Origin of the sequence: Streptomyces sp. NPDC006335 (assembly GCF_040612795.1) — a bacterium.
In the GTDB taxonomy this organism is placed as follows: Bacteria; Actinomycetota; Actinomycetes; order Streptomycetales; family Streptomycetaceae; genus Streptomyces.
Map to the genome: position 1 here is coordinate 1,123,074 of NZ_JBEXQX010000001.1, position 23,450 is coordinate 1,146,523.

Below are 23,450 nucleotides of genomic sequence, written 5' to 3' on the forward strand. Positions count from 1 at the left end.
AGCATCCATAGATCCAGTGCAACCCCACGGCAGCCCACCGTCAAACGCAGAACTCGGTTCAGTAGCCGGCAGTGCGGTCGAAGCTGGTGACGTTGAGCTTGATGCCCTTCACGCTCTTGAGCGTCGTGAAGTACTCGCCCCGGGCCGTCTGGCCGGGTTGCACATTGTTCTCGAACTGCGAACCGTCCTCCACACGAGTGCCGTCGGCGTCGACCGCCTCCCAGTCCCAGGTGTAGTTGGACTTCTCACTACTGCTGTTCTTGATCGTCCAGACGATCCAGATGTCGCTGAAGCCGGCTTGGGAGCGGTCGTCGAGCTGGAAACTGACGAGGTCGGCTCGTTCCCCTGCGGGTTCCCTTGTCTGCCCCTGCCGCGTCTTCGCGGTGGGCGTCGCACTGGGCGCAGCAGTGGTGCTCTCGTCCTTGTCCCCCGACGCGGCCACCAGCACGACGATGACGATGACGACCACCGCGGCCAAGGCACCGAGACATCCCCAGAGACAGCCACGGCCTCGCCGCTTCTTCGGCGGTGGCCCAGGGGGCGATGCCCACTGCCCGGGAGGGGGAGAGGCTTGGCCCGGACTCCCCCACCGAGAACCGCCCCCAGGTGGCTCGCTGGCTGACATGGCGCCTCCTCCGTAGCGGATATCGCCACGCTAGGAAGCCACGGGGAATGCCGCGAGCCGAGAGCAGCCGCTCAGGGGACAGCCGCCAAGTCCGGGGCCCTTCCCCGGCTCGCAACTCCTCGGGCCCTCAGGACGGCAGCGGAGTCATCCTCGCTGCCGTCCTCCGGGCATCCCCATGTGCCGCGCCGCCTCGCTCACGTCAGTGAGAGTGACCACTCGCAGCGGGCGCCGGCGCGGCGTTCTTCACCGTGAGAGGCAGCAGCTTCTTGCCCGTGGGGCCGATCTGGATGTGCGTGTCCATCTGCGGACACACCCCGCAGTCGAAGCAAGGCGTCCACCGGCAGTCCTCGACCTCCGTCTCGTCGAGGGCGTCCTGCCAGTCCTCCCAGAGCCAGTCCTTGTCGAGGCCGGAGTCCAGGTGGTCCCAGGGGAGGACCTCCTCGTACGTCTTCTCGCGGGTCGTGTACCAGTCGACGTCCACACCGAACGCGGGCAGCGTCTTGTCGGCGCAGGCCATCCAGCGGTCGTAGGAGAAGTGCTCGCGCCAGCCGTCGAAGCGGCCGCCGTCCTCGTAGACGGCGCGGATCACCGCGCCCACCCTCCTGTCACCCCGCGACAGCAGGCCCTCCACGATGCCCGGCTTGCCGTCGTGGTAGCGGAAGCCGATCGAGCGGCCGTACTTCTTGTCGCCGCGGATCTTGTCGCGGAGCTTCTGAAGCCGGGCGTCCGTCTCCTCGGCGGAGAGCTGCGGGGCCCACTGGAAGGGGGTGTGGGGCTTGGGGACGAAGCCGCCGATCGAGACCGTGCAGCGGATGTCGTTCTGGCCGGAGACCTTGCGGCCCTCGGCGATCACCTTCGTGGCCATGTCGGCGATCTGGAGGACGTCCTCGTCGGTCTCCGTGGGCAGGCCGCACATGAAGTACAGCTTGACCTGGCGCCAGCCGTTGCCGTACGCCGTAGAGACCGTGCGGATGAGGTCGTCCTCCGAGACCATCTTGTTGATGACCTTGCGCATGCGCTCGGAGCCGCCCTCGGGGGCGAAGGTGAGGCCCGAGCGGCGGCCGTTGCGGGTCAGCTCGTTCGCCAGGTCGACGTTGAAGGCGTCCACGCGGGTGGAGGGGAGGGACAGGCCGATCTTGTCCTCCTCGTACCGGTCCGCCAGGCCCTTCGCGATGTCGCCGATCTCGGAGTGGTCCGCCGAGGACAGGGAGAGGAGGCCCACCTCCTCGAAGCCCGTCGCCTTCAGGCCCTTCTCGACCATGTCGCCGATGCCCGTGATGGAGCGCTCGCGGACCGGGCGGGTGATCATGCCCGCCTGGCAGAAGCGGCAGCCTCGGGTGCAGCCTCGGAAGATCTCCACGGACATGCGTTCGTGGACGGTCTCCGCGAGGGGGACGAGGGGCTGCTTCGGGTAGGGCCACTCGTCCAGGTCCATGACCGTGTGCTTGGACACGCGCCACGGGACGCCCGACTTGTTGGGGACCACGCGGGCGATACGGCGGTCGGGGAGGTACTCGACGTCGTAGAACGCCGGGATGTACACCGAGCCGGTCTTCGCGAGGCGGAAGAGGACCTCCTCGCGCCCGCCCGGCCGGCCCTCCGCCTTCCACTCGCGGATGATCTGCGTCATGTCGAGCACGGCCTGCTCGCCGTCGCCGATGATCGCCGCGTCGATGAAGTCCGCGATCGGCTCGGGGTTGAAGGCCGCGTGGCCGCCGGCCAGCACGATCGGGTCGTCGAGGCCGCGGTCCTTCGACTCCAGCGGGATGCCCGCCAGGTCGAGGGCGGTGAGCATGTTGGTGTAGCCGAGCTCCGTGGAGAAGGACAGGCCGAACACGTCGAAGGCGCCCACCGGCCGGTGGCTGTCCACCGTGAACTGCGGGACCCGGTGCTCGCGCATCAGCGCCTCCAGGTCCGGCCACACGCTGTAGGTGCGCTCGGCGAGGACGCCCTCCTGCTCGTTCAGGACCTCGTAGAGGATCATGACGCCCTGGTTGGGCAGGCCGACCTCGTAGGCGTCCGGGTACATCAGTGCCCAGCGGACGTCGCAGGACTCCCACGGCTTGACGGTGGAGTTGAGCTCACCGCCGACGTACTGGATCGGCTTCTGCACATGCGGGAGCAGAGCTTCGAGCTGCGGGAACACCGACGCGGCGGTTTCGGCTGACATCTCGCACTTCCATGGACGGACAGGGGTGACCATCTAGCGTAACGCGGTCGCGGGCACCCCCTGTACGCCCGGAAGCTCAGAGGGCGTCCGCCGCCCCCTTGATCCCGTCCCAGAACCCCGGCAGTTCCGCCTCCACCACCGCCGCCCGCTGCTCCTCACGCCCGTACAGCAGGCCGTACGTGAAGGCGCTCTCCCCCGCCGCGTGGGCGACCGCGGACAGCTCGCGCAGGGTCTGCCGGGCCATCACGCCGTCCTGGTGCTCCCCCAGCAGGTTCTGGAGTGCCTTCATGGACTTGACCATGGCCTTGGCCGGCTTGCCGAGGGCCGGGCGGGCCGCCTCCGCCGCGTATCGGGTGCGCTTGGCCTTCTTGCGGGCCTCGTGCATCGTCTTGTCCCGGTCGGTGCCGGGCTCCAGCTCCAGGGCCCGGCCGACGAGCCCGGCGACCTTGCGGAAGTCCTTCCGCACGGCCTTGGCGATCACCTTGTGGGGTTTCTTCCCGGCCGCCTTCAGCAGGGGCGGGTTTGCGATCAGCGCGTCCAGGGTGTCGAGCAGGGCGAGGTGGCGACGGGAGTCCAGCACCCCGATCAGTCGTGCGCTCGCCCCGCCGGGACTGCTCCCGGCCCAGGCGCGCAGGCGCTCGGCCACGGGCCCCGAGACCAGCGTTTCGGGCACCTCGTCGAGGGCCGCCGACAGGCGCCGGCTGAGCACCTCACGGTCCCGGTCCACGCCCAGCTCGCCGGCCAGCCACTTCAGTTCGTCCCCGATCGGGTCGGTGACGGCCCGGTCGAGGACCTTGCCGTACGACTTGAAGGTGCTGCGCAGCCGGCGGGTGGCGACGCGCATGCTGTGCACGGAGTCCTCGGCGTCCTGGCGGACGGCCGGGTCGAGCGCGACGATCGCGTCCCGCTGGGTACGGACGTACGCGAGGACGTGGTCGCCCGCGGTCACCGGGTCCCCAGTGCCGGGGCGCTTCTTCTTCGGCGCGGTCTCCGCGAGGGCCCGGGCCAGCTTCGAGGAGGAGCCGGAGGGCCGTACGCCCGCCTTGCGCAGCCGCTTGTCCACCTTGTCGAGGAAGGCCGGGTCGCCGCCGTCGGCGAGTTCCACCTCGATCTCGGTCCACTGGGCGTCGCCGACGCCGCCGCTGAGCCGCTCGGCGTGCACGGCGTCGACGCTGACCTCGGCGAGCAACTGCCCGTCCGCGTCGAGGAGGTGGCGCACATCGCGGTCCGAGCGCAGCCGGACCACGGGCAGCAGCTCGACGTCCCGGACGCGGGAGCGGACCAGGGCGGCGAGTTCGTCGGGGAGGGTGTCGGAGAGCGGGGCGCGGATCTCGTCGCGCACGCCCTCGGAGACGGGGAACTTCAGGTGCCAGCCCGCGTCCGAGCCACCGGTGCGGCGGCGCAGGGTGACCGAGGACGCCATGAGGCGTTCGTCAGGGGTGTCGTAGTAGGTGGCGTCCAAGTGGGCGACACCCTTGTCGACGACGGCCTCGACCCCGGCGACCGCGGTCAGGTCGGGCAGGCCGCTGTCGTCGGACTCGTACTTGCGCTCGATCTCCCGCTTCGTGTCCGCCATGATTCGAATCTAGTGGTCGGCCCCGGGTTCCGGCAGTGGGCCACGGCCACCCGGCCCAGCCCCGGTCACGCCGACATGGGCCGCTGCACCTTGATCGACTGCAGCAGCCCTATGGCCACCCATACTGCGAACATCGACGACCCGCCGTATGAGACGAACGGCAGCGGCAGACCGGTGACCGGCATGATGCCGAGGGTCATGCCGATGTTCTCGAAGGACTGGAAGGCGAACCAGGCGACGATGCCGGCGGCCACGATCGTGCCGTACAGCTCGGTCGTCTCGCGGGCGATCCGGCAGGCCCGCCACAGGACGACCCCGAGCAGGACGATGATCAGGCCCGCGCCGACGAAGCCCAGTTCCTCGCCGGCGACGGTGAAGACGAAGTCGGTCTGCTGTTCGGGGACGAACTGGCCGGTGGTCTGCGAGCCGTGGAAGAGGCCCGCACCCGTCAGTCCGCCCGAACCGATGGCGATCCGGGCCTGGTTGGTGTTGTAGCCGACGCCCGCCGGGTCGAGGCTCGGGTTGGCGAAGGCGGCGAAGCGGGCGATCTGGTACTCGTCCAGCACTCCGAGCTGCCATACCGCGAGCGCGCCGGCCGTGCCCGCGCCGAGCAGTCCGAAGACCCACCGGTTGGAGGCGCCGGAGGCGAGCAGCACGCCGAGCACGATGATGACCATGACCATGACCGACCCGAGGTCGGGCATGAGCATCACGATCAGCATCGGTACGGCGGCGAGGCCGAGGGCCTGGAGCACCGTGCGGTGGTCGGGGTAGGGCTTGTCGCCCGCGTCGACCCGGGCCGCGAGCAGCATCGCCATGCCGAGGATGATCGTGATCTTCACGAACTCCGAGGGCTGGAGCGAGAAGCCGCCGCCGAGCACGATCCAGGAGTGGGCGCCGTTGACCGTGGAGCCCAGCGGGGTCAGCACCATGAGGATCAGGAAGAGCGAGAGGCCGTACAGCAGGGGCACGGCGGTGCGCAGGGTGCGGTGGCCGACCCACACCGTGCCGATCATCAGGGCGAACCCGATGCCGGTGTTCATGATGTGCCGGATCAGGAAGTAGTACGGGTCGCCCTGGTTGATCTCGGTGCGGTTGCGGGTGGCCGAGAAGACCAGGACCGAGCCGATCATGGACAGGGCGAGGGCCGAGAACAGTATCGGCCAGTCGAGGCGGCGGGCGAGCGAGTCGCGGGCCAGCAGCCGGGTCCAGCCCGCGCGCGCGGGGCCGTACCCGGAGACCTGGAAGCTGTTGGCCCCGGTCATGTGAGCATCCTCCGGTTTCCCCGCTTGCGGCGGCGCCTGCGGGTGTCACGGTTCCCGCCGGTCGACGTGTTCACGGTCGCGCCCTGCTGTGTCTCGTCCGGCTCGGGCGCGCCCTCCTGGCTCGCCCGCTGGTCCTTGGCCGGGTCCTTGGCGATCTTCGGGGACTTGATGGTCCCGTCCGTCTGGACCTTCGGCAGGCTCTTCTGAGGGGTCGGCAGCAGGGCGTTCTTCTTGTCGATGGTGCCGTCGTCGGAGACGCCGTACAGCGCGTCGTAGATATTGCGGACGGCGGGACCGGAGGCGCCGGAGCCCGTACCACCCTGGGAGATCGTCATGACGATCGAGTAGTCCTTGGTGTACGTGGCGAACCAGGACGTCGTCTGCTTGCCGTAGACCTCGGCGGTACCGGTCTTGGCGTGCATCGGGATCTTGTCCTGCGGCCAGCCGACCTGGGCGAAGCGCCAGGCGGCGGTACCGCGGGTGGCGACGCCCGCGAGGGCCTCGTCCATCTTGCTGAGCGTGGTCCTGCTTATGGGCAGCCTGCCGTGCGAGGAGGGCTTGATCTCGTCGACCTTCTTGCCGTCGGCGCTGACGATCGCCTTGCCGACGGTCGGGTTGAACAGGGTGCCGCCGTTCGAGATCGCCGCGTAGATCGTGGCCATCTGGATCGGGGTGACGAGGGTGTCGCCCTGGCCGATGGAGTAGTTGATCTCGTCACCGGCGCGCATCTTGTTGCCTTCGAGGCAGTTCTCGTAGGCGATCTTCTGGACGTAGTCGCCGTCCTTCTTGCCGGTCTTGCACCAGGCGTCCTTGTTGGCCTCCCAGTAGGACTCCTTCCACTGGCGGTCGGGGACGCGGCCGGTGACCTCGTTGGGGAGGTCGATGCCGGTCTCCTTGCCGAGGCCGAACTGGTGGGCGGCCTTGTAGAAGTAGTCCTTGGGCTCGCCCTTCTTCGGGTTGATGCCGCCGTCGCGCTGCCATTCCCGGTGGGCGAGGCCGTAGAAGACGGTGTCGCAGGAGACCTCCAGGGCCCGGCCGAGCGAGATGGGGCCGAAGTTCTCCGACTCGAAGTTCTTGAAGACCTGGCCGCCGACCGAGTAGGAACTCGTGCACGGGTAGCGGCCGTCGAAGTCGTAGCCGGCCTCCACGGCGGCGGCCGTGGAGATCACCTTGAAGGTGGAGCCGGGCGCGGACTGACCCTGTATGGCCCTGTTCAGCAGCGGGTAGTTGGACTTCTTGCCGGTGAGCCTGGCGTAGTCCTTGGCGGAGATGCCGCCGACCCAGGCGTTCGGGTCGTAGGTCGGGTTGGACGCCATCGCGACGATGCGGCCGGTCTTGGCCTCCATGACGATGACCGCGCCCGAGTCGGCCTTGTAGTTCTCGCCGGTGTTGTCGTCGAACTGTTTGCGGGCTTCCTTCATCGCGTCGTTCAGCTCGTACTCCGCGACCCGCTGGACGCGGGCGTCGATGCTGGTGACGAGGTTGGCGCCGGGCTGGGCCTCGTCGGCCTCGGCCTGGCCGATGACCCGGCCGAGGTTGTCGACCTCGTAGCGGGTGACGCCCGCCTTGCCGCGCAGTTCCTTGTCGTACTCGCGCTCCAGGCCGGAGCGGCCGACCTGGTCGGAGCGCAGATAGGGCGAGTCGGTGTTCTGGGCCTTGGTGATCTCCTCGTCGGTGACCGGGGAGAGGTAGCCGAGGACCTGGGCGGCGTTGGACTTGCCGGGGGCGGCGTAGCGGCGCACGGCCTCCGGCTCGGCGGTGATGCCGGGGAAGTCCTCGGCGCGCTCGCGGATCTGCAGGGCCTGCTTGGGGGTGGCCTCGTCGGTGATGGGGATGGGCTGGTAGGGCGAGCCGTTCCAGCAGGGCTGCGGGGTCTTGGCGTCGCAGAGCCGGACCTTGAGCATGACGTCCTTGGCGGTCATGCCGAGGACCTTGGCCAGCTTGGTGAGGACGGCCTTGCCGTCGTCCTTCATCTTCAGCAGGTCGGTGCGGGAGGCGGAGACCACGAGCCGGGTCTCGTTGTCCGCCAGCGCCACTCCGCGGGCGTCCAGGATGGAGCCGCGCACGGCGGGCTCGACGACCTGCTGGACGTGGTTCCCGGAGGCTTCCTTGGCGTAGGCGTCGCCCTCGCGGATCTGGAGGTACCAGAGGCGGCCGCCGAGGGTGCCGAGGAGGGACAGCACGAGGATCTGGATGACGACGAGGCGGATCTGGACCCGTGGGGTCCGTCCGGTCTCGGGGATATTGGTCACTGCGGCTGCCGCCCCCTCTCAGTGCGTGTACGTGTCATATACGGCGAACCTGTGAACGCGGTCCGCCGGCTCCCGTGGGGTCACAGCCGCTTGACCCCCTTGATGCGGCCGACCCGCGCGGTGCGGGTGCGTGCCTTGGTCTTCAGGCCGCTCAGGCCGCCCCGCTGACCACCGATCTTCAGCCCCGTGCCGGAGGAGAGCCAGCCGGAGGAGATGTCCGTCGACTTGGCCGCCGAGCCGGCCTCGGCGAGCGGGTCGTTCTCGGCGCGGCGGGCGAGCGCCATGATGCCGGGGACGACGAACGGGGCGAGCAGCAGGTCGTACAGGGCGGCGGTGAACAGCAGGCTGGGAAGGCCGACATGGCGGGCGGCGGTGTCGCCGACGAGGGCGCCGACACCGGCGTACAGCAGGGTGGTGCCGATGGCCGCGGCGACCACGACGACCATGGGTCCGGTGGCCGACTTGAGGCGGCCGTTCTCCGGTTTGGCGAGGCCCGCGAGGTAGCCGATGACGCACAGGACCAGGGCGTAGCGCCCGGCGGCGTGGTCGGCGGGCGGGGCGAGGTCGGCGAGGAGACCGGCGGCGAAGCCGACGAGGGCGCCGCCGACATGGCCGTAGACGAGGGCCAGGCCGAGGACGGTCAGGAGCAGCAGGTCGGGGACGGCGCCGGGGAGGTGGAGGCGGGCGAGGACGCTCACCTGGATCACCAGGGCGACCACGATCAGGGCGGAGGACAGCAGGATCCGGTTGACGCGCATGACTACAGCTCCTACTGCTCTTGCTGGATCTCGCCGTCGACCGGCGCATTGGCGGACGGGGTGACGGTCACCGTCACGGTCGGCGTGGGCGTCGGTTTCGGTTTGGCGGGCAGCACCGTGTCGCGCGGGTCCTTCTTGGGGGCCTGGACGACGATGCCGACGATGTCGAGCTTGGTGAAGCTGACGTACGGCGTGACGTACAGGGTGCGGGTGAGGTCGCCGCCGGAGGGGTCGACGCGGGAGACGACGCCGACCGGGACGCCGGGCACGAACGGCTTGTCGGCCTGGGAGCCGAAGGTGACCAGGCGGTCGCCCTTCTTGATCTCGGCCTTGCCGTTGAGCAGTTCGACGCGCAGCGGGCGGTCGCCCTGTCCGGAGGCGAAGCCGAGTTCGTCGCTGGCCTCCATGCGGGTGCCGACGGTGAAGTCGGGGTCGTTGGCGAGGAGCACGGTGGCGGTGTTCGGGCCGACGGTGGTGACGCGGCCGACCAGTCCGTCGCCGTTGAGGACGGTCATGTCGCGCCGGATGCCGTCGTCGGCGCCGACGTCCACGGTGATGGTCCAGGAGAAGCCCTGGGCCGCTCCTATGGCGATGACCTGGGCGCCCTTGATGCCGTACTGCCCCGCGCCGGCGATCTTCAGCATCTTGTCGAGCTGCTTGAGGCGGCTGGAGTTGCGGTCGTCGCTGCCGAGTCTCGCCTTGAGGGCGGCGTTCTCCTTCTCCAGCGTGGCGAGCCGGTCGTGCCGCTCGCCGGAGTCGCGGATGGCGGAGACGGCGTTGCCGACCGGGTCGACCGCGTCGGACACGCCGTTCTCGATGGGGCCGAACACGGCGGCCGCGCCTTGGCGGGCACCGTCGACCGGCGAGTCCTCCCCGCCGCGGATGTCGACCGTGATCAGCGCGAACGCGACGGCGATCAGCAGCACCAGGAGCAGCCGGCTCTCTCGTGTGTCCCTCACGTGCGGCGGCCGTGCCCTTCTTATTGGAGTTGCGTTTGTGGGAGCTTATGCCTCGATATCAACGATCCGCCGCACGAGAGGAGATCATCTCGTACGGCGGAATCGAAGAGTTACGTCATCTGCGCGGCTGGGCGTCCAGCACCTGCTGGAGCGCCTCGAATTCCTCGACGCACTTCCCGGAGCCGAGCGCCACGCTGTCCAGCGGGTCCTCGGCGATGTGGATCGGCATGCCGGTCTCCCGGCGCAGCCGCTCGTCGAGCCCGCGCAGCAGGGCGCCGCCGCCGGTGAGGACGATGCCGCGGTCCATGATGTCGCCGGAGAGCTCCGGCGGGCACTTGTCGAGGGTCGTCTTGACGGCGTCGACGATGGCGTTGACCGGTTCCTCGATCGCCTTGCGGACCTCGGCGGCCGAGATGACGACGGTCTTGGGCAGCCCGGAGACGAGGTCCCGGCCCCGGATCTCGGTGTGTTCGTCGGCGTCAAGGTCGTACGCCGAACCGATCGTGATCTTGATCTGTTCGGCTGTCCGCTCACCCAGCAGGAGGGAGTACTCCTTCTTGATGTGCTGGATGATCGCGTTGTCCAGCTCGTCACCCGCGACGCGGATGGACTGGGCGGTGACGATGCCGCCGAGCGAGATGACCGCGACCTCCGTGGTGCCGCCGCCGATGTCCACCACCATGTTGCCCGTGGCCTCGTGGACCGGCAGGCCGGAGCCGATGGCGGCCGCCATGGGCTCCTCGATGATGTGCACCTGGCGGGCGCCGGCCTGGGACGACGCCTCGATGACGGCGCGGCGCTCGACGCCGGTGATGCCCGAGGGCACGCACACGACGACGCGCGGCCTCGCGAGATACCGCCGCTTGTGGATCTTCAGGATGAAGTAGCGCAGCATCCGCTCGGTGATCTCGAAGTCGGCGATCACGCCGTCCTTCAGCGGCCGCACGGCAACGATGTTGCCGGGGGTCCGCCCGATCATCTTCTTCGCTTCGGCGCCGACAGCCAGGATTCCACCGGTGTTCGTGTTGATCGCGACGACGGACGGCTCGTTGAGTACGATCCCGCGACCCCTGACGTACACCAGCGTGTTGGCGGTCCCGAGGTCGACAGCCATGTCACGGCCGATGAACGACATTGAGTTCCCCATCAGGATTCGTCTGGCCTTCCTGGGAGCTTTTGAGGGCTTTTCAGGTCGGCGAAGTGGGTGCTGTGACGTGAAGGCTTCCATCGTAGACGCGCCTGCACGAACACTGCGCGAGGGTCTTCGCCATTGTCAGCAGATCAAACGCCGCCTCGCTTGTGGAGACGGTCCATAAGGGCCACGCGTTCCCCCGATCGGCACGCATATGCCAAAGGACGGCCGAAAAAGTACGGCCGCCCCAGGTCAGACGGGAGTGCGAGCTGACGCGTCCTCAGAAAATGCCACCAAACCTACGCACACGACCTATGCGCGCCCGGGGAAGAAGATCTTCACCTCGCGCTCGGCGGACTCCTCCGAGTCGGACGCGTGGATGAGGTTCTCGCGGACGATGACACCGAAGTCCCCCCGGATGGAGCCGGGCGCTGCCGCGATCGGGTCGGTGGGACCCGCCAGTTGGCGTACACCCTCGATGACCCGCTCGCCCTCGACGATCAGCGCGACGACCGGACCGGAGGCCATGAACTCCACCAGCGGCTCGTAGAAGGGCTTGCCCTTGTGCTCGCCGTAGTGCTGCTCCAGCGTCTCCTGGTCCAGGGTGCGCAGCTCCAGCGCGGTGATCTGCCAGCCGGCCTTGCGCTCGATACGGCTGATGATCTCGCCGGTCAGGCCACGACGGACGGCGTCGGGCTTGAGAAGGACGAGGGTGCGCTGGCTCACGAGGGGCTCCTAACCTGCTGACATGTGCGGTGGGACGAGATTACAGGGCGTGTCGGCTCGCCGGTCACACAGCGTCAGGTGTAGAGGAGTCGGCCTGAGCCGCGAAGCGGGCCTTCGCCTCGTCGATCTTCCGGCCGTAGTGCACGGACGCCCACCACAGGGCCGCGAAGACCGCGCCCATGAAGAACATGGTCGGCACCACGAACCCGGAGGCGATCAGGGCGATCTGGAGCGCCCAGCCGAGGGCGACGCCGCCGGGCCGGGTCACCACCCCGCACAGGGCGAGGCAGAAGAACATGGCGATACCGCTGACCGTCCACACCGTGGAGGCAGCCAGGTCGGGGTCCTTCATCGCGACCAGGGCGGCGAAGCCGACGACGAAGAACTCGCCGATCAGGGTCGAAGCACAGAGCGTACGCATGGCCGCGGCTCAGCCCCTTCCCAGCAGCAGCCGGGCCTCGCCGACCGTGATGACCGACCCGGTGACGAGCACACCGCCGCCCGCGAACTCGCCGTCCTCCTCGGCCAGCGTGATCGCCTCCTCCAGGGCGTCCGGCAGCCGCGGCTCGACCTGGACACGCTCCTCGCCGAACACCTCGACGGCGATCGCGGCGAGTTCGTCGGCGTCCATCGCGCGGTGGCTGGAGTTCTGGGTGATGACGACCTCGGCGAAGATCGGCTCAAAGGCCTCCAGCAGCCCCCGTACGTTCTTGTCGCCGCTCGCGCCCACCACACCGATCAGCCGGCTGAAGTCGAAGGCCTCGCCGACCGCCTCGGCGGTGGCACGGGCGCCCGCCGGGTTGTGGGCGGCGTCCAGGACGACGGTCGGGGACCGCCGTACGACTTCGAGGCGTCCCGGGGAGGAGACGGAGGCGAAGGCCTTGCGGACGGTGTCGATGTCGAGGGGGTCCGGGCGCTGGGCGCCCACCCCGAAGAACGCCTCCACGGCGGCGAGCGCCACGGCCGCGTTGTGCGCCTGGTACGGGCCGTGCAGCGGCAGGTACACCTCTTCGTACTCGCCACCGAGACCGCGCAGGGTCAGCAGCTGCCCGCCGACGGCGACCTGCCGGGAGACGACCCCGAACTCCAGGCCCTCGCGCGCGACGGTCGCGTCGACCTCCACGGCCTTCTTCAGCAGGACCTGCGCCGCGTCGACCGGCTGCTGGGCCAGGACCACGGTCGCGTCCTGCTTGATGATCCCGGCCTTCTCGACGGCGATCTCGCCGGGGGTCTCGCCGAGCCGGTCGGTGTGGTCCAGGTCGATGGGGGTGACGACGGCGACATCGCCGTCGATGACGTTGGTGGCGTCCCAGGAGCCGCCCATGCCGACCTCGACGACGGCCACGTCGACGGGCGCGTCCGCGAAGGCGGCGTACGCCATGCCGGTCAGCACCTCGAAGAAGGACAGCCGGTACTGCTGCTGCGCGTCGACCATCTCGATGTACGGCTTGACGTCCTCGTACGTCTCGATGAACCGCTCGGCCGAGATCGGGGCGCCGTCCAGGCTGATGCGCTCGGTGACGGACTGCACGTGGGGGCTGGTGTACCGGCCCGTGCGCAGTTCGAAGGCGCCGAGGAGGGCCTCGATCATGCGGGCGGTGGAGGTCTTGCCGTTCGTCCCCGTGATGTGGATCGAGGGGTACGACCGCTGCGGCTCGCCCAGCACGTCCATCAGCGCGGCGATGCGGCTGACGCTCGGCTCCAGCTTGGTCTCGCCCCAGCGGGTGGCGAGCTCCGCCTCGACCTCGCGCAGAGCCTTGTCGACCTGGGGGTCCTCGGGTCGTGCGGGCACGTCGGCCTCCGGCGGGCCGCCCTGGGTGCGCAGGGTGCGGCTGCCGGCCTCGATGACCGCGAGGTCGGGGTCACGGTCGGTCTCGGCGGCGACGATCTCGTCGAAGGGGTCGGTGTCACTCACACGGTCAGTTTAGGGCTGCGCCTGAGGTAGGGGGCGGCTGGTCCCGTTCGGCGGGCGCGGGGAGGTATGTGGCTGGTCGCGCAGTTCCCCGCGCCCCCTTGGGTGTCCTATTGCTGGGGCAGGTTTTCCAGCTGGGCCTGGATCCTCTTGATGTCCTCGTCCGCCTTGGCCAGGCGGCCCCGGATCTTGTCCACGACGTTGTCGGGAGCCTTGGCCAGGAACGCCTCGTTGCCGAGCTTGCCCGTCGCCTGGGCCTTCTCCTTCTCCGCCGCGGCCAGGTCCTTCGCGAGGCGCTTGCGCTCGGCCGCCACGTCGATGGTGCCGGACAGGTCGAGGGCGACCGTGGCGCCGGCGACCGGGAGGGTCGCCGTGGCCGCGAAGCCCTCGGCCTCGGGCTGGAGTCGCAGCAGCTGGCGGATGGCCGGCTCGTGCGGGGCGAGCGCGGTGCCGGTGAGTTCCAGGCGGGCCGGGACCTTCTGGCCGTCCTTGAGGCCCTGGTCCTTGCGGAACCGGCGGACCTCGGTGACGACCCGCTGGACCAGCGCGATCTCGTCCTCGGCGTCCTTGTCGCGGAACCCGCTGTCGCTGGGCCACTCGCCGATGACCAGGGACTCACCGCCCGTGAGGGTGGTCCACAGGGCGTCCGTCACGAACGGGATGACCGGGTGCAGCAGGCGCAGCGTCACGTCGAGGACCTCGCCGAGGACCCGGCCGGAGACCTTGGCCTGCTCGCCGCCCGCGAAGAACGTCGTCTTCGACAGCTCGACGTACCAGTCGAAGACCTCGTCCCACGCGAAGTGGTAGAGCGCGTCGGCGAGTTTGGCGAACTGGTAGTCGTCGTAGTACGCGTCGACCTGGGCGACCGTGGTGTTGAGGCGGGACAGGATCCAGCGGTCCGTCGCCGACATCTCGGAGGCGTCGGGCAGCGGGCCCTCGACCGTGGCGCCGTTCATGAGGGCGAAGCGGGTGGCGTTCCAGATCTTGTTGGTGAAGTTCCGGGAGGCCTTGACCCAGTCCTCGCCGATCGGCACGTCCGCGCCCGGGTTGGCGCCGTTGGCGAGGGTGAAGCGGACGGCGTCGGAGCCGTAGGCGTCCATCCAGACCAGGGGGTCCACCGCGTTGGGGTTCGACTTCGACATCTTCTTGCCGAACTCGTCGCGGACCAGGCCGGTCAGCGCGATGGTGTGGAAGGGGACCTCGCCGTCCATGGCGTAGAGGCCGAACATCATCATCCGGGCGACCCAGAAGAAGATGATGTCGTGGCCGGTCAGCAGGACGTCGGTCGGATAGAACTTCCGCAGGTCCTCGGTCTGTTCGGGCCAGCCGAGCGTGGAGAACGGCCACAGGCCGGAGGAGAACCAGGTGTCCAGGACGTCGGAGTCCTGGGTCCAGCCCTCGCCGGTGGGCGGCTCCTCGTCGGGTCCGACGCAGACGACCTCGCCGTCCGGGCCGTACCAGATCGGGATGCGGTGGCCCCACCACAGCTGACGCGAGATGCACCAGTCGTGCATGTTGTCGACCCAGTCGAAGTAGCGCTTCGACATGTCCTCGGGGTGGATCTTGACGCGGCCGTCGCGGACCGCGTCACCGGCGGCCTTGGCGAGCGGGGCGACCTTGACCCACCACTGCAGGGACAGGCGCGGCTCGACGGTGGTCTTGCAGCGCGAGCAGTGGCCGACGGAGTGCATGTAGGGGCGCTTCTCGGCGACGATGCGGCCCTGCTCCTTGAGGGCGCCGACGACGGCCGAGCGGGCCTCGTAGCGGTCCAGGCCGAGGAAGGGGCCGTGGACGGTGACGACGCCGTGCTCGTCCATGATCGTCAGGGACGGCAGGTCGTGACGGCGGCCGATCTCGAAGTCGTTCGGGTCGTGCGCCGGGGTCACCTTGACCGCGCCGGTGCCGAACTCGGGGTCGACGTGGGTGTCGGCGACGACCGGGATCGTGCGGTCGGTCAGCGGGAGCTTGATCTGCTTGCCGATGAGGTGCTGGTAGCGCTCGTCGTCGGGGTGGACGGCGACGGCGGTGTCACCGAGCATCGTCTCCGCGCGCGTGGTCGCGACGACGAGGCTGTCCTCGCCCTCGCCGTAGCGGATGGAGACCAACTCGCCCGCGTCCTCCTGGTATTCCACCTCGATGTCCGAGATGGCCGTCAGACAGCGCGGGCACCAGTTGATGATGCGTTCGGCGCGGTAGATCAGCTCGTCCTCGTAGAGCCGCTTGAAGATGGTGAGGACGGCCTTGGACAGGCCCTCGTCCATCGTGAAGCGCTCACGGCTCCAGTCGACGCCGTCACCGAGGCGCCGCATCTGGCCGAGGATCCGGCCGCCGTACTCCTCCTTCCACTGCCAGACGCGCTCGACGAACTCCTCGCGGCCCAGGTCGTGGCGGGACTTGCCCTCCTCGGCGAGCTGCTGCTCGACCTTGTTCTGGGTGGCGATACCGGCGTGGTCCATGCCCGGCAGCCACAGCGCCTCGTAGCCCTGCATGCGCTTGCGGCGGGTGAGGGCGTCCATGAGGGTGTGCTGGAAGGCGTGGCCCAGGTGGAGCGAGCCGGTGACGTTCGGCGGCGGGATGACGATGGTGTACGGCGGCTTGTCGCTCTTCGCGTCGGCGGTGAAGTAACCCTTCTCCACCCAGCGCTCGTACAGCGGCCCCTCTACCTCGGCCGGCGCGTACTGGGTCGGCAGTTCGGTGCTGGGCGCTGTGGGCTGCTGCTGAGCGTTCTCGGTCACGGGGTCAGTTTAGGGGTGTCCCGGGCGTGTCCCGAAACGTGTTTGCTCTGTAACGGTGGGGCCCCCGATGCCGTGCGCCGACGCAGCCTGAGCCAGGATGTCGGGAACACATAAGCATCTGGAGGGGAACCCAGAGATGAGTCACAACCAGCCGGGCCCGTACGGGCAGCCCCAGCAGCCCGGGCAGCAGCCGCAGCCCGGTCCGTACGGCCAGCCGGGCCCCTACGGCCAGCCGCCGCAGGCTCCGCAGGGCCAGCCCCAGCCCGGCTACGGCTACCCCCAGCAGGCCCCGCAGACGCCCCCGGGACAGCCGGGTCACCCCCAGCAGCCCCCGCAGGGCCAGCCCCAGCCGGGATACGGCTACCCGCAGCAGGGTGGCGTCCCGCCCCAGACCCCGCCGTACGGACAGCCGCAGGCTCCCTACGGCCAGCAGGCCCCGTACGGCCAGCAGCCGCCGTACGGCCAGGCCCCTTACGGCGTCCCGCAGCCCCCGCCGCCGGGCGGCGGCAACGGGAAGAAGATCGGCATCATCGTCGGCGCGGTGGCGGTGGTGGCCGCGATCGGGGTCGGGGCGTACATGGTGATCGGCGGAGGCGGGAACGGGGGCGGCGGGTCGGACATCGCGGACGACGGGGCGCACACGTTGACCACGCCCGCCACGGTCCTCACCGACTACAAGAAGTCCACCGGCAGCAGCGCCACCGACGGCTTCGACACGAGCGACCTCAAGGACGCCGAGAAGTACGGAGTGACGAACCCCAAAGCGGTGGCCGCCGCATACCAGTCCGGGGACCCGGCCAACTACCTCGCCATGAAGATGGTCAACTTCACGGGTATCTACGGTGACATCGAGGACCCCGAGAAGGTCGTCGACGCCATGTTCACCAAGTTGAAGAGCGACACCGGCAAGACCGAGGTCGTCGGCAGCCCGAAGGCGTACACGCCCTCCGGCCTCGACGGCGCGGTTCTCAAGTGTCAGGAGATGAAGACCGACAGCGATGCGTCGGCGGCCGGCGGCCCGAGTTCGATCAGCATGCCGGTCTGCATCTGGGGCGACCACAGCACACTCGGAGTCGTCCTGCCCATCGACATGGCGGACGCCATGTCCGGTAAGGCGGCGGACCTTTCGAACGCGGCCGACATGTCGGCCAAGCTGCGTACGGAAGTTCGCGTGAAGGCCTGACACGCCGAGCACGAGCCGAAGGGGCCCCGGTCGGTCGACCGGGGCCCCTTCGCGTGTCCTGTAGTGCTACGCCGTCTTCTGCTCGCCCGAACCCCGCCCGCGGGCGTCCCTCGGGATCAGCGTCGGGTTGACGTTGGAGTGGACGACGTCCGCCGTGATGACGACGCGGGCCACGTCCTTGCGGGACGGGATCTCGTACATGACGCCCTGGAGGACTTCCTCCATGATGGCGCGCAGGCCGCGCGCGCCGGTCTGGCGGAGGATGGCCTGGTCGGCGATGGCCTCCAGTGCCTCGCGCTCGAAGTCCAGCTCCACGCCGTCGAGTTCGAAGAGGCGCTGGTACTGCTTGACCAGCGCGTTGCGGGGCTCGACCAGGATCTGGAGGAGGGCCTCACGGTCGAGGTTGTGGACGGAGGTGATGACGGGGAGGCGGCCGATGAACTCGGGGATCATGCCGAACTTCACCAGGTCCTCGGGCATGACGTCCTCGAACTGGTCCTTGGCCTCCAGCTCGCGCTTGGAGCGGATCGTGGCGCCGAAGCCGATGCCCTTGGCGCCCGCGCGGGACTCGATGAGCTTCTCCAGGCCCGCGAAGGCACCGCCCACGATGAACAGGACGTTCGTCGTGTCGATCTGGATGAACTCCTGGTGCGGGTGCTTGCGTCCGCCCTGCGGCGGGACGGAGGCCGTGGTGCCCTCGAGGATCTTCAGGAGCGCCTGCTGCACGCCCTCGCCGCTCACGTCGCGCGTGATCGACGGGTTTTCACTCTTCCGCGCGACCTTGTCGATCTCGTCGATGTAGATGATCCCGGTCTCGGCCTTCTTGACGTCGTAGTCGGCCGCCTGGATCAGCTTGAGCAGGATGTTCTCCACGTCCTCGCCGACGTATCCCGCCTCGGTGAGCGCCGTCGCGTCGGCGATCGCGAACGGGACGTTCAGCATGCGGGCGAGGGTCTGGGCGAGGAGCGTCTTGCCGGAGCCCGTGGGGCCCAGCAGGAGGATGTTGGACTTCGCCAACTCGATCGCGTCGTCACGGCCGCTGCCGCCGCCGTTCTCGCCGGCCTGGACGCGCTTGTAGTGGTTGTACACCGCCACGGAGAGGGCCTTCTTGGCCGCCTCCTGGCCCACCACGTAGCCCTCCAGGAACTCGTAGATCTCGCGGGGCTTGGGGAGTTCCTCCCACCGCACCTCGCTCGTCTCGGCGAGCTCCTCCTCGATGATCTCGTTGCAGAGATCGATGCACTCGTCGCAGATGTACACACCAGGCCCTGCGATGAGCTTCTTGACCTGCTTCTGGCTCTTGCCGCAGAACGAGCACTTGAGCAGATCGCCGCCGTCACCGATGCGTGCCACGGTGTGCTTCCCCTTCGCCTGGGAGACGCCTAGGTCCAGCGGCTCCTGGTGCTGCCTTATGTCCGACGGTACCTTGCCGGGCCCCCCGTTCGGGCCCCCCTTGGCAGGGTTCACTTTGACGTGCACGGTGCCAAGGGGCGGCATATCCTACGGGGTCCGCCTAGCGGACTGCGGCGTTGTTCATCTTCCGGGTGGAGATGATCTGGTCGATCAGGCCGTACGCCAGTGCGTCGTCGGCCGTGAGGATCTTGTCGCGCTCGATGTCCTCGCGGATCTTCTCGATCGGCGTGGTCGAGTGCTTGGCCAGCAGGTCTTCCAGCTGCGCGCGCATCCGGAGGATCTCGTTGGCGGCGATCTCCAGGTCGGAGACCTGGCCCCGGCCGGTCTCGCTGTAGGGCTGGTGGATCAGCACGCGCGCGTTGGGCAGCGCCATGCGCTTGCCCGGCGTACCGGCGGCCAGCAGGATCGCGGCGGCGGAGGCCGCCTGACCCATGCAGACCGTCTGGATGTCGGGCTTCACGAACTGCATGGTGTCGTAGATCGCGGTAAGCGCCGTGAAGGAGCCGCCGGGGCTGTTGATGTAGACCGAGATGTCCCGGTCGGGGTCCATCGACTCCAGGCACAGCAGCTGCGCCATGACGTCGTTGGCGGAGGCGTCGTCGATCTGCACGCCGAGGAAGATCACGCGCTCCTCGAAGAGCTTCGCGTACGGGTCGTACTCGCGGATGCCCTGCGAGGTGCGCTCGACGAAGCGGGGGATGACATAGCGGGACTCGGCACGCGGGCCGGTGTACTCGGCCTCGGTGCGGGCGTAGAGGCCGCTGCCGGGGAAGTCGTTCACTGTCTGTCTCCTAGGGGCTTGGGCGGTCGGCTGAGGGGCTGTGCGGGGGCGTTGTGGCCCCGCATGGGGCTCAGGCCCCGGTGCCGCCGCCGCCCGGCATGCCGGCGGCCGTGGCGATCACGTCGTCGATGAGGCCGTACTCCTTGGCCTCATGGGCGTCGAACCAGCGGTCGCGGTCCGAGTCGCGGGTGATCTGCTCGATCGTCTGGCCGGTGTGCTGCGAGGTGAGCTCGGCCATGCGCTTCTTGGTGTGCAGCAGCCGCTCGGCGTGGATCTTGATGTCCGAGGCCGAACCGGCGAGGCCGGCGGACGGCTGGTGGATCAGGATCTCGGCGTTCGGCAGCGCGAAGCGCTTTCCGGGGGTGCCCGCGCTGAGCAGGAACTGCCCCATGGAGGCCGCGAGACCCATGGCGATGGTCACCACGTCGTTCTTGATGTACTGCATGGTGTCGTAGATCGCCATGCCCGCGGTGATCGATCCGCCGGGGCTGTTGATGTAGAGGTAGATGTCCTTTTCCGGGTCAGCGGCAAGGAGCAGCAGCTGCGCGGTGATCTTGTTGGCGATGTCGTCGTCGACCGCCTGGCCGAGGAAGATGATCCGCTCGCCGAGCAGCCGGTTGTAGACCTGGTCACCGAGGCCACCACCGATGGAGGGGTCGCCGGCGGCGGAGGGCATCAGATTCGTCACGTATCCACCTGCTCGTCTTACGACGGCGCCGGGCCGTCTCACGTGTTCCCGTCCGGGGGCTGGGCAGTTCGAGGGACTTCCCTGCCCTGGTACTCATGGACCCTAACGCGCTGGTCCCCTCGGGGAATCCCGGTAAGGGGGGTGTTCGCCGGGGGCGTAGCGCCGTGGTATCGCCGGATCGTGGCCGAGCGCGGGCGATCCGTGGCCCGCCGCGCGGTTCCCCGCGTCCCCGGCCGGGTCCCCGGGTCGTATGCCGGAAGGGCCCCGGAGACGTGGTCTCCGGGGCCCTTCCTGCGACGTTCGAGGTGCCGTGGACTCAGCCCTCGGTCTTCTCCTCGGCCTCGGCCGGGGTCTCCTCGGAGGCGGCCTCGACGGTCTCGGCCGTCTCGTCCTCGTCGTCCAGGTCGACGACCTCGCCGTTGGTGTCCTTGACCGTGGCGGCCTCGACCACGACGGCCAGGGCCTTGCCGCGGGCGACCTCGCCGACGAGGAGCGGAACCTGACCGCCCTCGACGACCGCCTGGGCGAACTGGTCGGGGGACATGCCGGAGGAGGCGGCACGGCGCATGAGGTGCTCGGTGAGCTCCTCCTGGTTGACGTTCAGCTTCTCGCGCTTGACGAGCTCGTCGAGCACGAACTGGGTCTTGATGCCCTTGACCGCGGCTTCCTTGGTCTCGGCGTCGAACTCCTCGGCCGTCTTGCCCTGGATCTCGAGGTACTTCTCGAGGTCGAGGCCCATCTGGCCGAGCTGGTGGTGCTCCAGGTTGTGCTTGCGGGTGTTGATCTCGTCCTCGAGGAGCTTCTCGGGGACGGGCACCTCGACGAGCTCCAGGAGCTTCTCCAGGACGCGCTCCTGGGCCTGGGTGGCCTGGTCGTACTGCTTCATGTTCTCGAGGCGCTTGCGGCTGTCGGCCTTGAGCTCGTCGAGGGTGTCGAACTCGGAGGCGAGCTGCGCGAACTCGTCGTCCAGCTCGGGCAGTTCGCGGGCGGCGACCTGGGTGACCTTGACGGTGACCTCGGCCGCCTTGCCCGCCGCGGAGCCGCCCTTGAGCTCGGAGGTGAAGGTGGCCTCGCCACCGGCCTCCAGGCCCTTCACGGCGTCGTCGATCCCGTCCAGCAGCTCGCCGGAGCCGATGGTGTAGGAGACGCCGCTGGCGACGCCGTCCTCCAGCACCTCGCCGTCGACCTTGGCCTCCAGGTCGATGGTCACGACGTCGCCGTCCTCGGCGGCGCGCTCGACGGGGGACGTCGAGGCGAAGCGCTCACGGAGCTGCTCGACCGACTTCTCGATGTCCTCGTCGGTGACCTCGACGGCGTCGACCTCGACCTCGATGCCGGAGTAGTCCGGGATCTCGATGGCGGGGCGGACGTCGACCTCGGCGGTGAAGTTCAGCGTCTCGCCGTCCTTCAGCTCGGTGATGTCGACCTCGGGCTGGCCGAGGACGTCGATCTCGGCCTCGTTGACCGCCTCGGTGTAGAACTTCGGAAGCGCGTCGTTGACGGCCTCCTCCAGCACCGCACCGCGGCCGAACCGCTGGTCGATGACGCGGGCCGGGATCTTGCCCTTCCGGAAGCCCTTCACCGTGACCTGCTGGTTGATCTTCTTGTACGCCGCGTCGAGGCTGTCCTTGAGCTCCTCGAAGGGCACCTCGATGCTGAGCCGAACCCGAGTCGGGTTCAGGGTCTCCACGGCGCTCTTCACGGTTCGGTCTCCTTGTGGCTGACTTCTCGGATTCTGCCGGGGCCAGAACGGCTCCGGCGGATAGCCGCCCGGAGGACTTCTAGTAGGAGAGACACACGGGCGTGCAGCTTGCATAGTAACGGCAGCGGCGACACGCCCCAAAGGCGATCACGGACTCGGTCACGCGAGTGGTCACGCGAGCTGATCGCGCAGGTGGTCGGGGTGGCGGGATTTGAACCCACGGCCTTCCGCTCCCAAAGCGGACGCGCTACCAAGCTGCGCCACACCCCGTCTGGTGCGACACGTAGGGTACATGCCCCCAGGCAGCGGGGTTGCCGCATTTCACGAGCCCCGGGCATCAGCACCCCCGCGCGCGCCTACGGCGGAGTCCGGGCGCCAGTCACCTGAGCCAACCGGGACTGACTCCGACACGACCCACCTGAGCAGCCTTTCCCGCCGGGCGACTGCGCCCCGGCGCGTGGCGGGCGGGTGGGCGCGACGGCATACGTCCACGGCGGGTGCGGGGTCGTACGTGCGCGGCGAGTGTGCAGGCCGCTCAGGCTTCGACGGCGGAGCCCAGCCGAGGACACGCCGGGCCCCAACGGAGACGTGGGCGTGGCCGGAGGCCCCCGGCTCACGTCGGCGACGGTCACACGCCTCGCCACTGGCCCCTCGTCGAGCCTGCCCGCTCGGACTCGGCGGCGGACCGTGCCCGAACGTGTCAGCGTCGGCGGAAATCCGGCGGGACGGCGGGTCGCCCTGTCGGCCACGCCCCCCGACGGCACCTTCGAGCCGGTCGGGACATGTCGAGCGCCGGCGGTCTCGGATGCGGGTCGGGCTTTCGGGTGGCCGGAGCGCGAGGGGGGCTGGTGGAGGGCTTCGGGCGCCTCGGGGATCCACCGGAAGCCCCGTCCGTGCGCCGCGGGAGCCCCCGTGGGGCGGAAGGGGTGTGCGACGAGGGGTGACGACCCGGTACGATGCTGCCGTGCCGTCGGTCAGCCGACAGCGGCGCGTGCTGTGCGGGCGTAGCTCAATGGTAGAGCCCTAGTCTTCCAAACTAGCTACGCGGGTTCGATTCCCGTCGCCCGCTCCATACGACTCAGGGCCAGGTCGGAGGATCAATCCTCCACCTGGCCCTGATCGTTGCCGGGGGGCGTTTCCGCGTAGGGGCGAACCCCCGAGCGACAGGCCTCCGGCCCGGTTCCTCAGAGGAGCGGGCCGGGGGGCTTTCGGTGGGTCTGTCCTGTGTGCGGGGCTAGAACTGGATCGAGTTGATGGTCTCCGCTATCGAGTCCAGGAAGCGTTGGATGTCGTCGGCCATGCCGGTCGAGGCGAGGAAGAAGCCGAAGAGCACCGCGACTATGGCGGGGCCGGCCTTGATGGAGCCTCCTCGCATCAACACCACGAGGATGATCCCCAACAGCAGCACCACTGACAGCGAAATGGCCACAACTGATCACACCCTCGGTCGGTCCCGCTCTCCCGGCCCGGGGACGCGACCCCGCGACCCCCGCCAGAACCATCGTGCCACCAACGCGGCCCGCATATGCGGCCGGTGAGCCAACGTTTGGCCATGCCGATACACGCCCGGCAC

18 protein-coding genes and 2 tRNA genes are annotated in these 23,450 nt (G+C 69.1%); 2 read left to right on the forward strand and 18 right to left on the reverse strand.

The genetic code is table 11. From position 1 onward, the window contains the following. Window positions 1-58 precede the first annotated feature (58 nt). The 12 genes from ABZ098_RS05045 to ABZ098_RS05100 form a co-directional block, all read right to left on the reverse strand. Window positions 59-469, reverse strand: coding sequence for a hypothetical protein (locus ABZ098_RS05045; RefSeq protein WP_356587296.1), 411 nt, complete (start codon window positions 467-469; stop codon window positions 59-61). Between the two features lie 355 nt (window positions 470-824). Next, window positions 825-2,795 carry a TIGR03960 family B12-binding radical SAM protein gene (locus ABZ098_RS05050; protein ID WP_356587298.1) on the reverse strand — a complete coding sequence of 657 codons (1,971 nt, stop codon included), beginning with the start codon at window positions 2,793-2,795 and terminating at the stop codon, window positions 825-827. Between the two features lie 76 nt (window positions 2,796-2,871). After that, a complete protein-coding gene (locus tag ABZ098_RS05055; RefSeq protein ID WP_356587300.1) occupies window positions 2,872-4,371 on the reverse strand; it encodes a CYTH and CHAD domain-containing protein in 1,500 nt (499 codons plus the stop codon). A gap of 65 nt (window positions 4,372-4,436) precedes the next feature. After that, window positions 4,437-5,636, reverse strand: a complete 1,200-nt coding sequence (gene rodA, locus ABZ098_RS05060) for a rod shape-determining protein RodA (RefSeq protein ID WP_356587302.1) — start codon at window positions 5,634-5,636, stop codon at window positions 4,437-4,439. Continuing rightward, window positions 5,633-7,888 (reverse strand): penicillin-binding protein 2, encoded by a 2,256-nt coding sequence (mrdA, locus tag ABZ098_RS05065; protein WP_356587304.1) that lies wholly within the window; start codon window positions 7,886-7,888, stop codon window positions 5,633-5,635. The genes rodA and mrdA overlap by 4 nt, the downstream gene beginning before the upstream one ends. Window positions 7,889-7,968: 80 nt before the next feature. Further along, window positions 7,969-8,646, reverse strand: coding sequence for a rod shape-determining protein MreD (mreD, locus tag ABZ098_RS05070; protein WP_356587306.1), 678 nt, complete (start codon window positions 8,644-8,646; stop codon window positions 7,969-7,971). A gap of 11 nt (window positions 8,647-8,657) precedes the next feature. Then, window positions 8,658-9,605, reverse strand: a complete 948-nt coding sequence (mreC, locus tag ABZ098_RS05075) for a rod shape-determining protein MreC (RefSeq protein ID WP_356587308.1) — start codon at window positions 9,603-9,605, stop codon at window positions 8,658-8,660. Window positions 9,606-9,720: 115 nt separating this feature from the next. Then, window positions 9,721-10,740 carry a rod shape-determining protein gene (locus ABZ098_RS05080; protein ID WP_004931372.1) on the reverse strand — a complete coding sequence of 340 codons (1,020 nt, stop codon included), beginning with the start codon at window positions 10,738-10,740 and terminating at the stop codon, window positions 9,721-9,723. 309 nt (window positions 10,741-11,049) lie between these two features. Further along, on the reverse strand, window positions 11,050-11,463 hold the full coding sequence (ndk, locus tag ABZ098_RS05085; protein WP_053846482.1) for a nucleoside-diphosphate kinase: 414 nt from the start codon (window positions 11,461-11,463) through the stop codon (window positions 11,050-11,052). Window positions 11,464-11,527: 64 nt separating this feature from the next. Further along, window positions 11,528-11,884, reverse strand: a complete 357-nt coding sequence (locus ABZ098_RS05090) for a DUF4233 domain-containing protein (protein ID WP_356587311.1) — start codon at window positions 11,882-11,884, stop codon at window positions 11,528-11,530. A gap of 9 nt (window positions 11,885-11,893) precedes the next feature. Continuing rightward, a complete protein-coding gene (locus ABZ098_RS05095; protein ID WP_356587313.1) occupies window positions 11,894-13,378 on the reverse strand; it encodes a folylpolyglutamate synthase/dihydrofolate synthase family protein in 1,485 nt (494 codons plus the stop codon). Between the two features lie 107 nt (window positions 13,379-13,485). Beyond that, window positions 13,486-16,110, reverse strand: a complete 2,625-nt coding sequence (locus ABZ098_RS05100) for a valine--tRNA ligase (RefSeq protein ID WP_356587315.1) — start codon at window positions 16,108-16,110, stop codon at window positions 13,486-13,488. A gap of 136 nt (window positions 16,111-16,246) precedes the next feature. Here ABZ098_RS05100 and ABZ098_RS05105 point away from each other — a divergent pair, with 136 nt between their 5' ends. After that, window positions 16,247-17,293, forward strand: a complete 1,047-nt coding sequence (locus ABZ098_RS05105; protein ID WP_356587317.1) for a hypothetical protein — start codon at window positions 16,247-16,249, stop codon at window positions 17,291-17,293. 66 nt (window positions 17,294-17,359) lie between these two features. Here ABZ098_RS05105 and clpX read toward each other — a convergent pair whose 3' ends face one another. The 5 genes from clpX to ABZ098_RS05130 all read right to left on the reverse strand — a co-directional run bounded on the left by clpX (window position 17,360) and on the right by ABZ098_RS05130 (window position 22,147). Beyond that, window positions 17,360-18,646: an ATP-dependent Clp protease ATP-binding subunit ClpX gene (gene clpX / locus ABZ098_RS05110; RefSeq protein WP_356454969.1), complete on the reverse strand. Its 1,287-nt coding sequence runs from the start codon at window positions 18,644-18,646 to the stop codon at window positions 17,360-17,362. 160 nt (window positions 18,647-18,806) lie between these two features. After that, on the reverse strand, window positions 18,807-19,487 hold the full coding sequence (locus ABZ098_RS05115; protein WP_020136160.1) for an ATP-dependent Clp protease proteolytic subunit: 681 nt from the start codon (window positions 19,485-19,487) through the stop codon (window positions 18,807-18,809). Between the two features lie 70 nt (window positions 19,488-19,557). Then, the gene (locus ABZ098_RS05120; protein ID WP_050789879.1) at window positions 19,558-20,163 is read right to left on the reverse strand and encodes an ATP-dependent Clp protease proteolytic subunit; all 606 of its coding nucleotides are present in this window, start codon (window positions 20,161-20,163) and stop codon (window positions 19,558-19,560) included. A 328-nt stretch (window positions 20,164-20,491) separates the two neighbouring features. Next, window positions 20,492-21,877, reverse strand: coding sequence for a trigger factor (gene tig / locus ABZ098_RS05125; protein WP_356587319.1), 1,386 nt, complete (start codon window positions 21,875-21,877; stop codon window positions 20,492-20,494). A 193-nt stretch (window positions 21,878-22,070) separates the two neighbouring features. Next, window positions 22,071-22,147, reverse strand: a tRNA-Pro gene (locus tag ABZ098_RS05130). 728 nt (window positions 22,148-22,875) lie between these two features. Here ABZ098_RS05130 and ABZ098_RS05135 point away from each other — a divergent pair. Further along, a tRNA-Gly gene (locus ABZ098_RS05135) sits at window positions 22,876-22,949 on the forward strand. Window positions 22,950-23,111: 162 nt separating this feature from the next. Here the strand turns inward: ABZ098_RS05135 and ABZ098_RS05140 are convergent. Then, window positions 23,112-23,306, reverse strand: coding sequence for a hypothetical protein (locus ABZ098_RS05140; RefSeq protein WP_007382026.1), 195 nt, complete (start codon window positions 23,304-23,306; stop codon window positions 23,112-23,114). Between the last annotated feature and the right edge of the window lie 144 nt (window positions 23,307-23,450).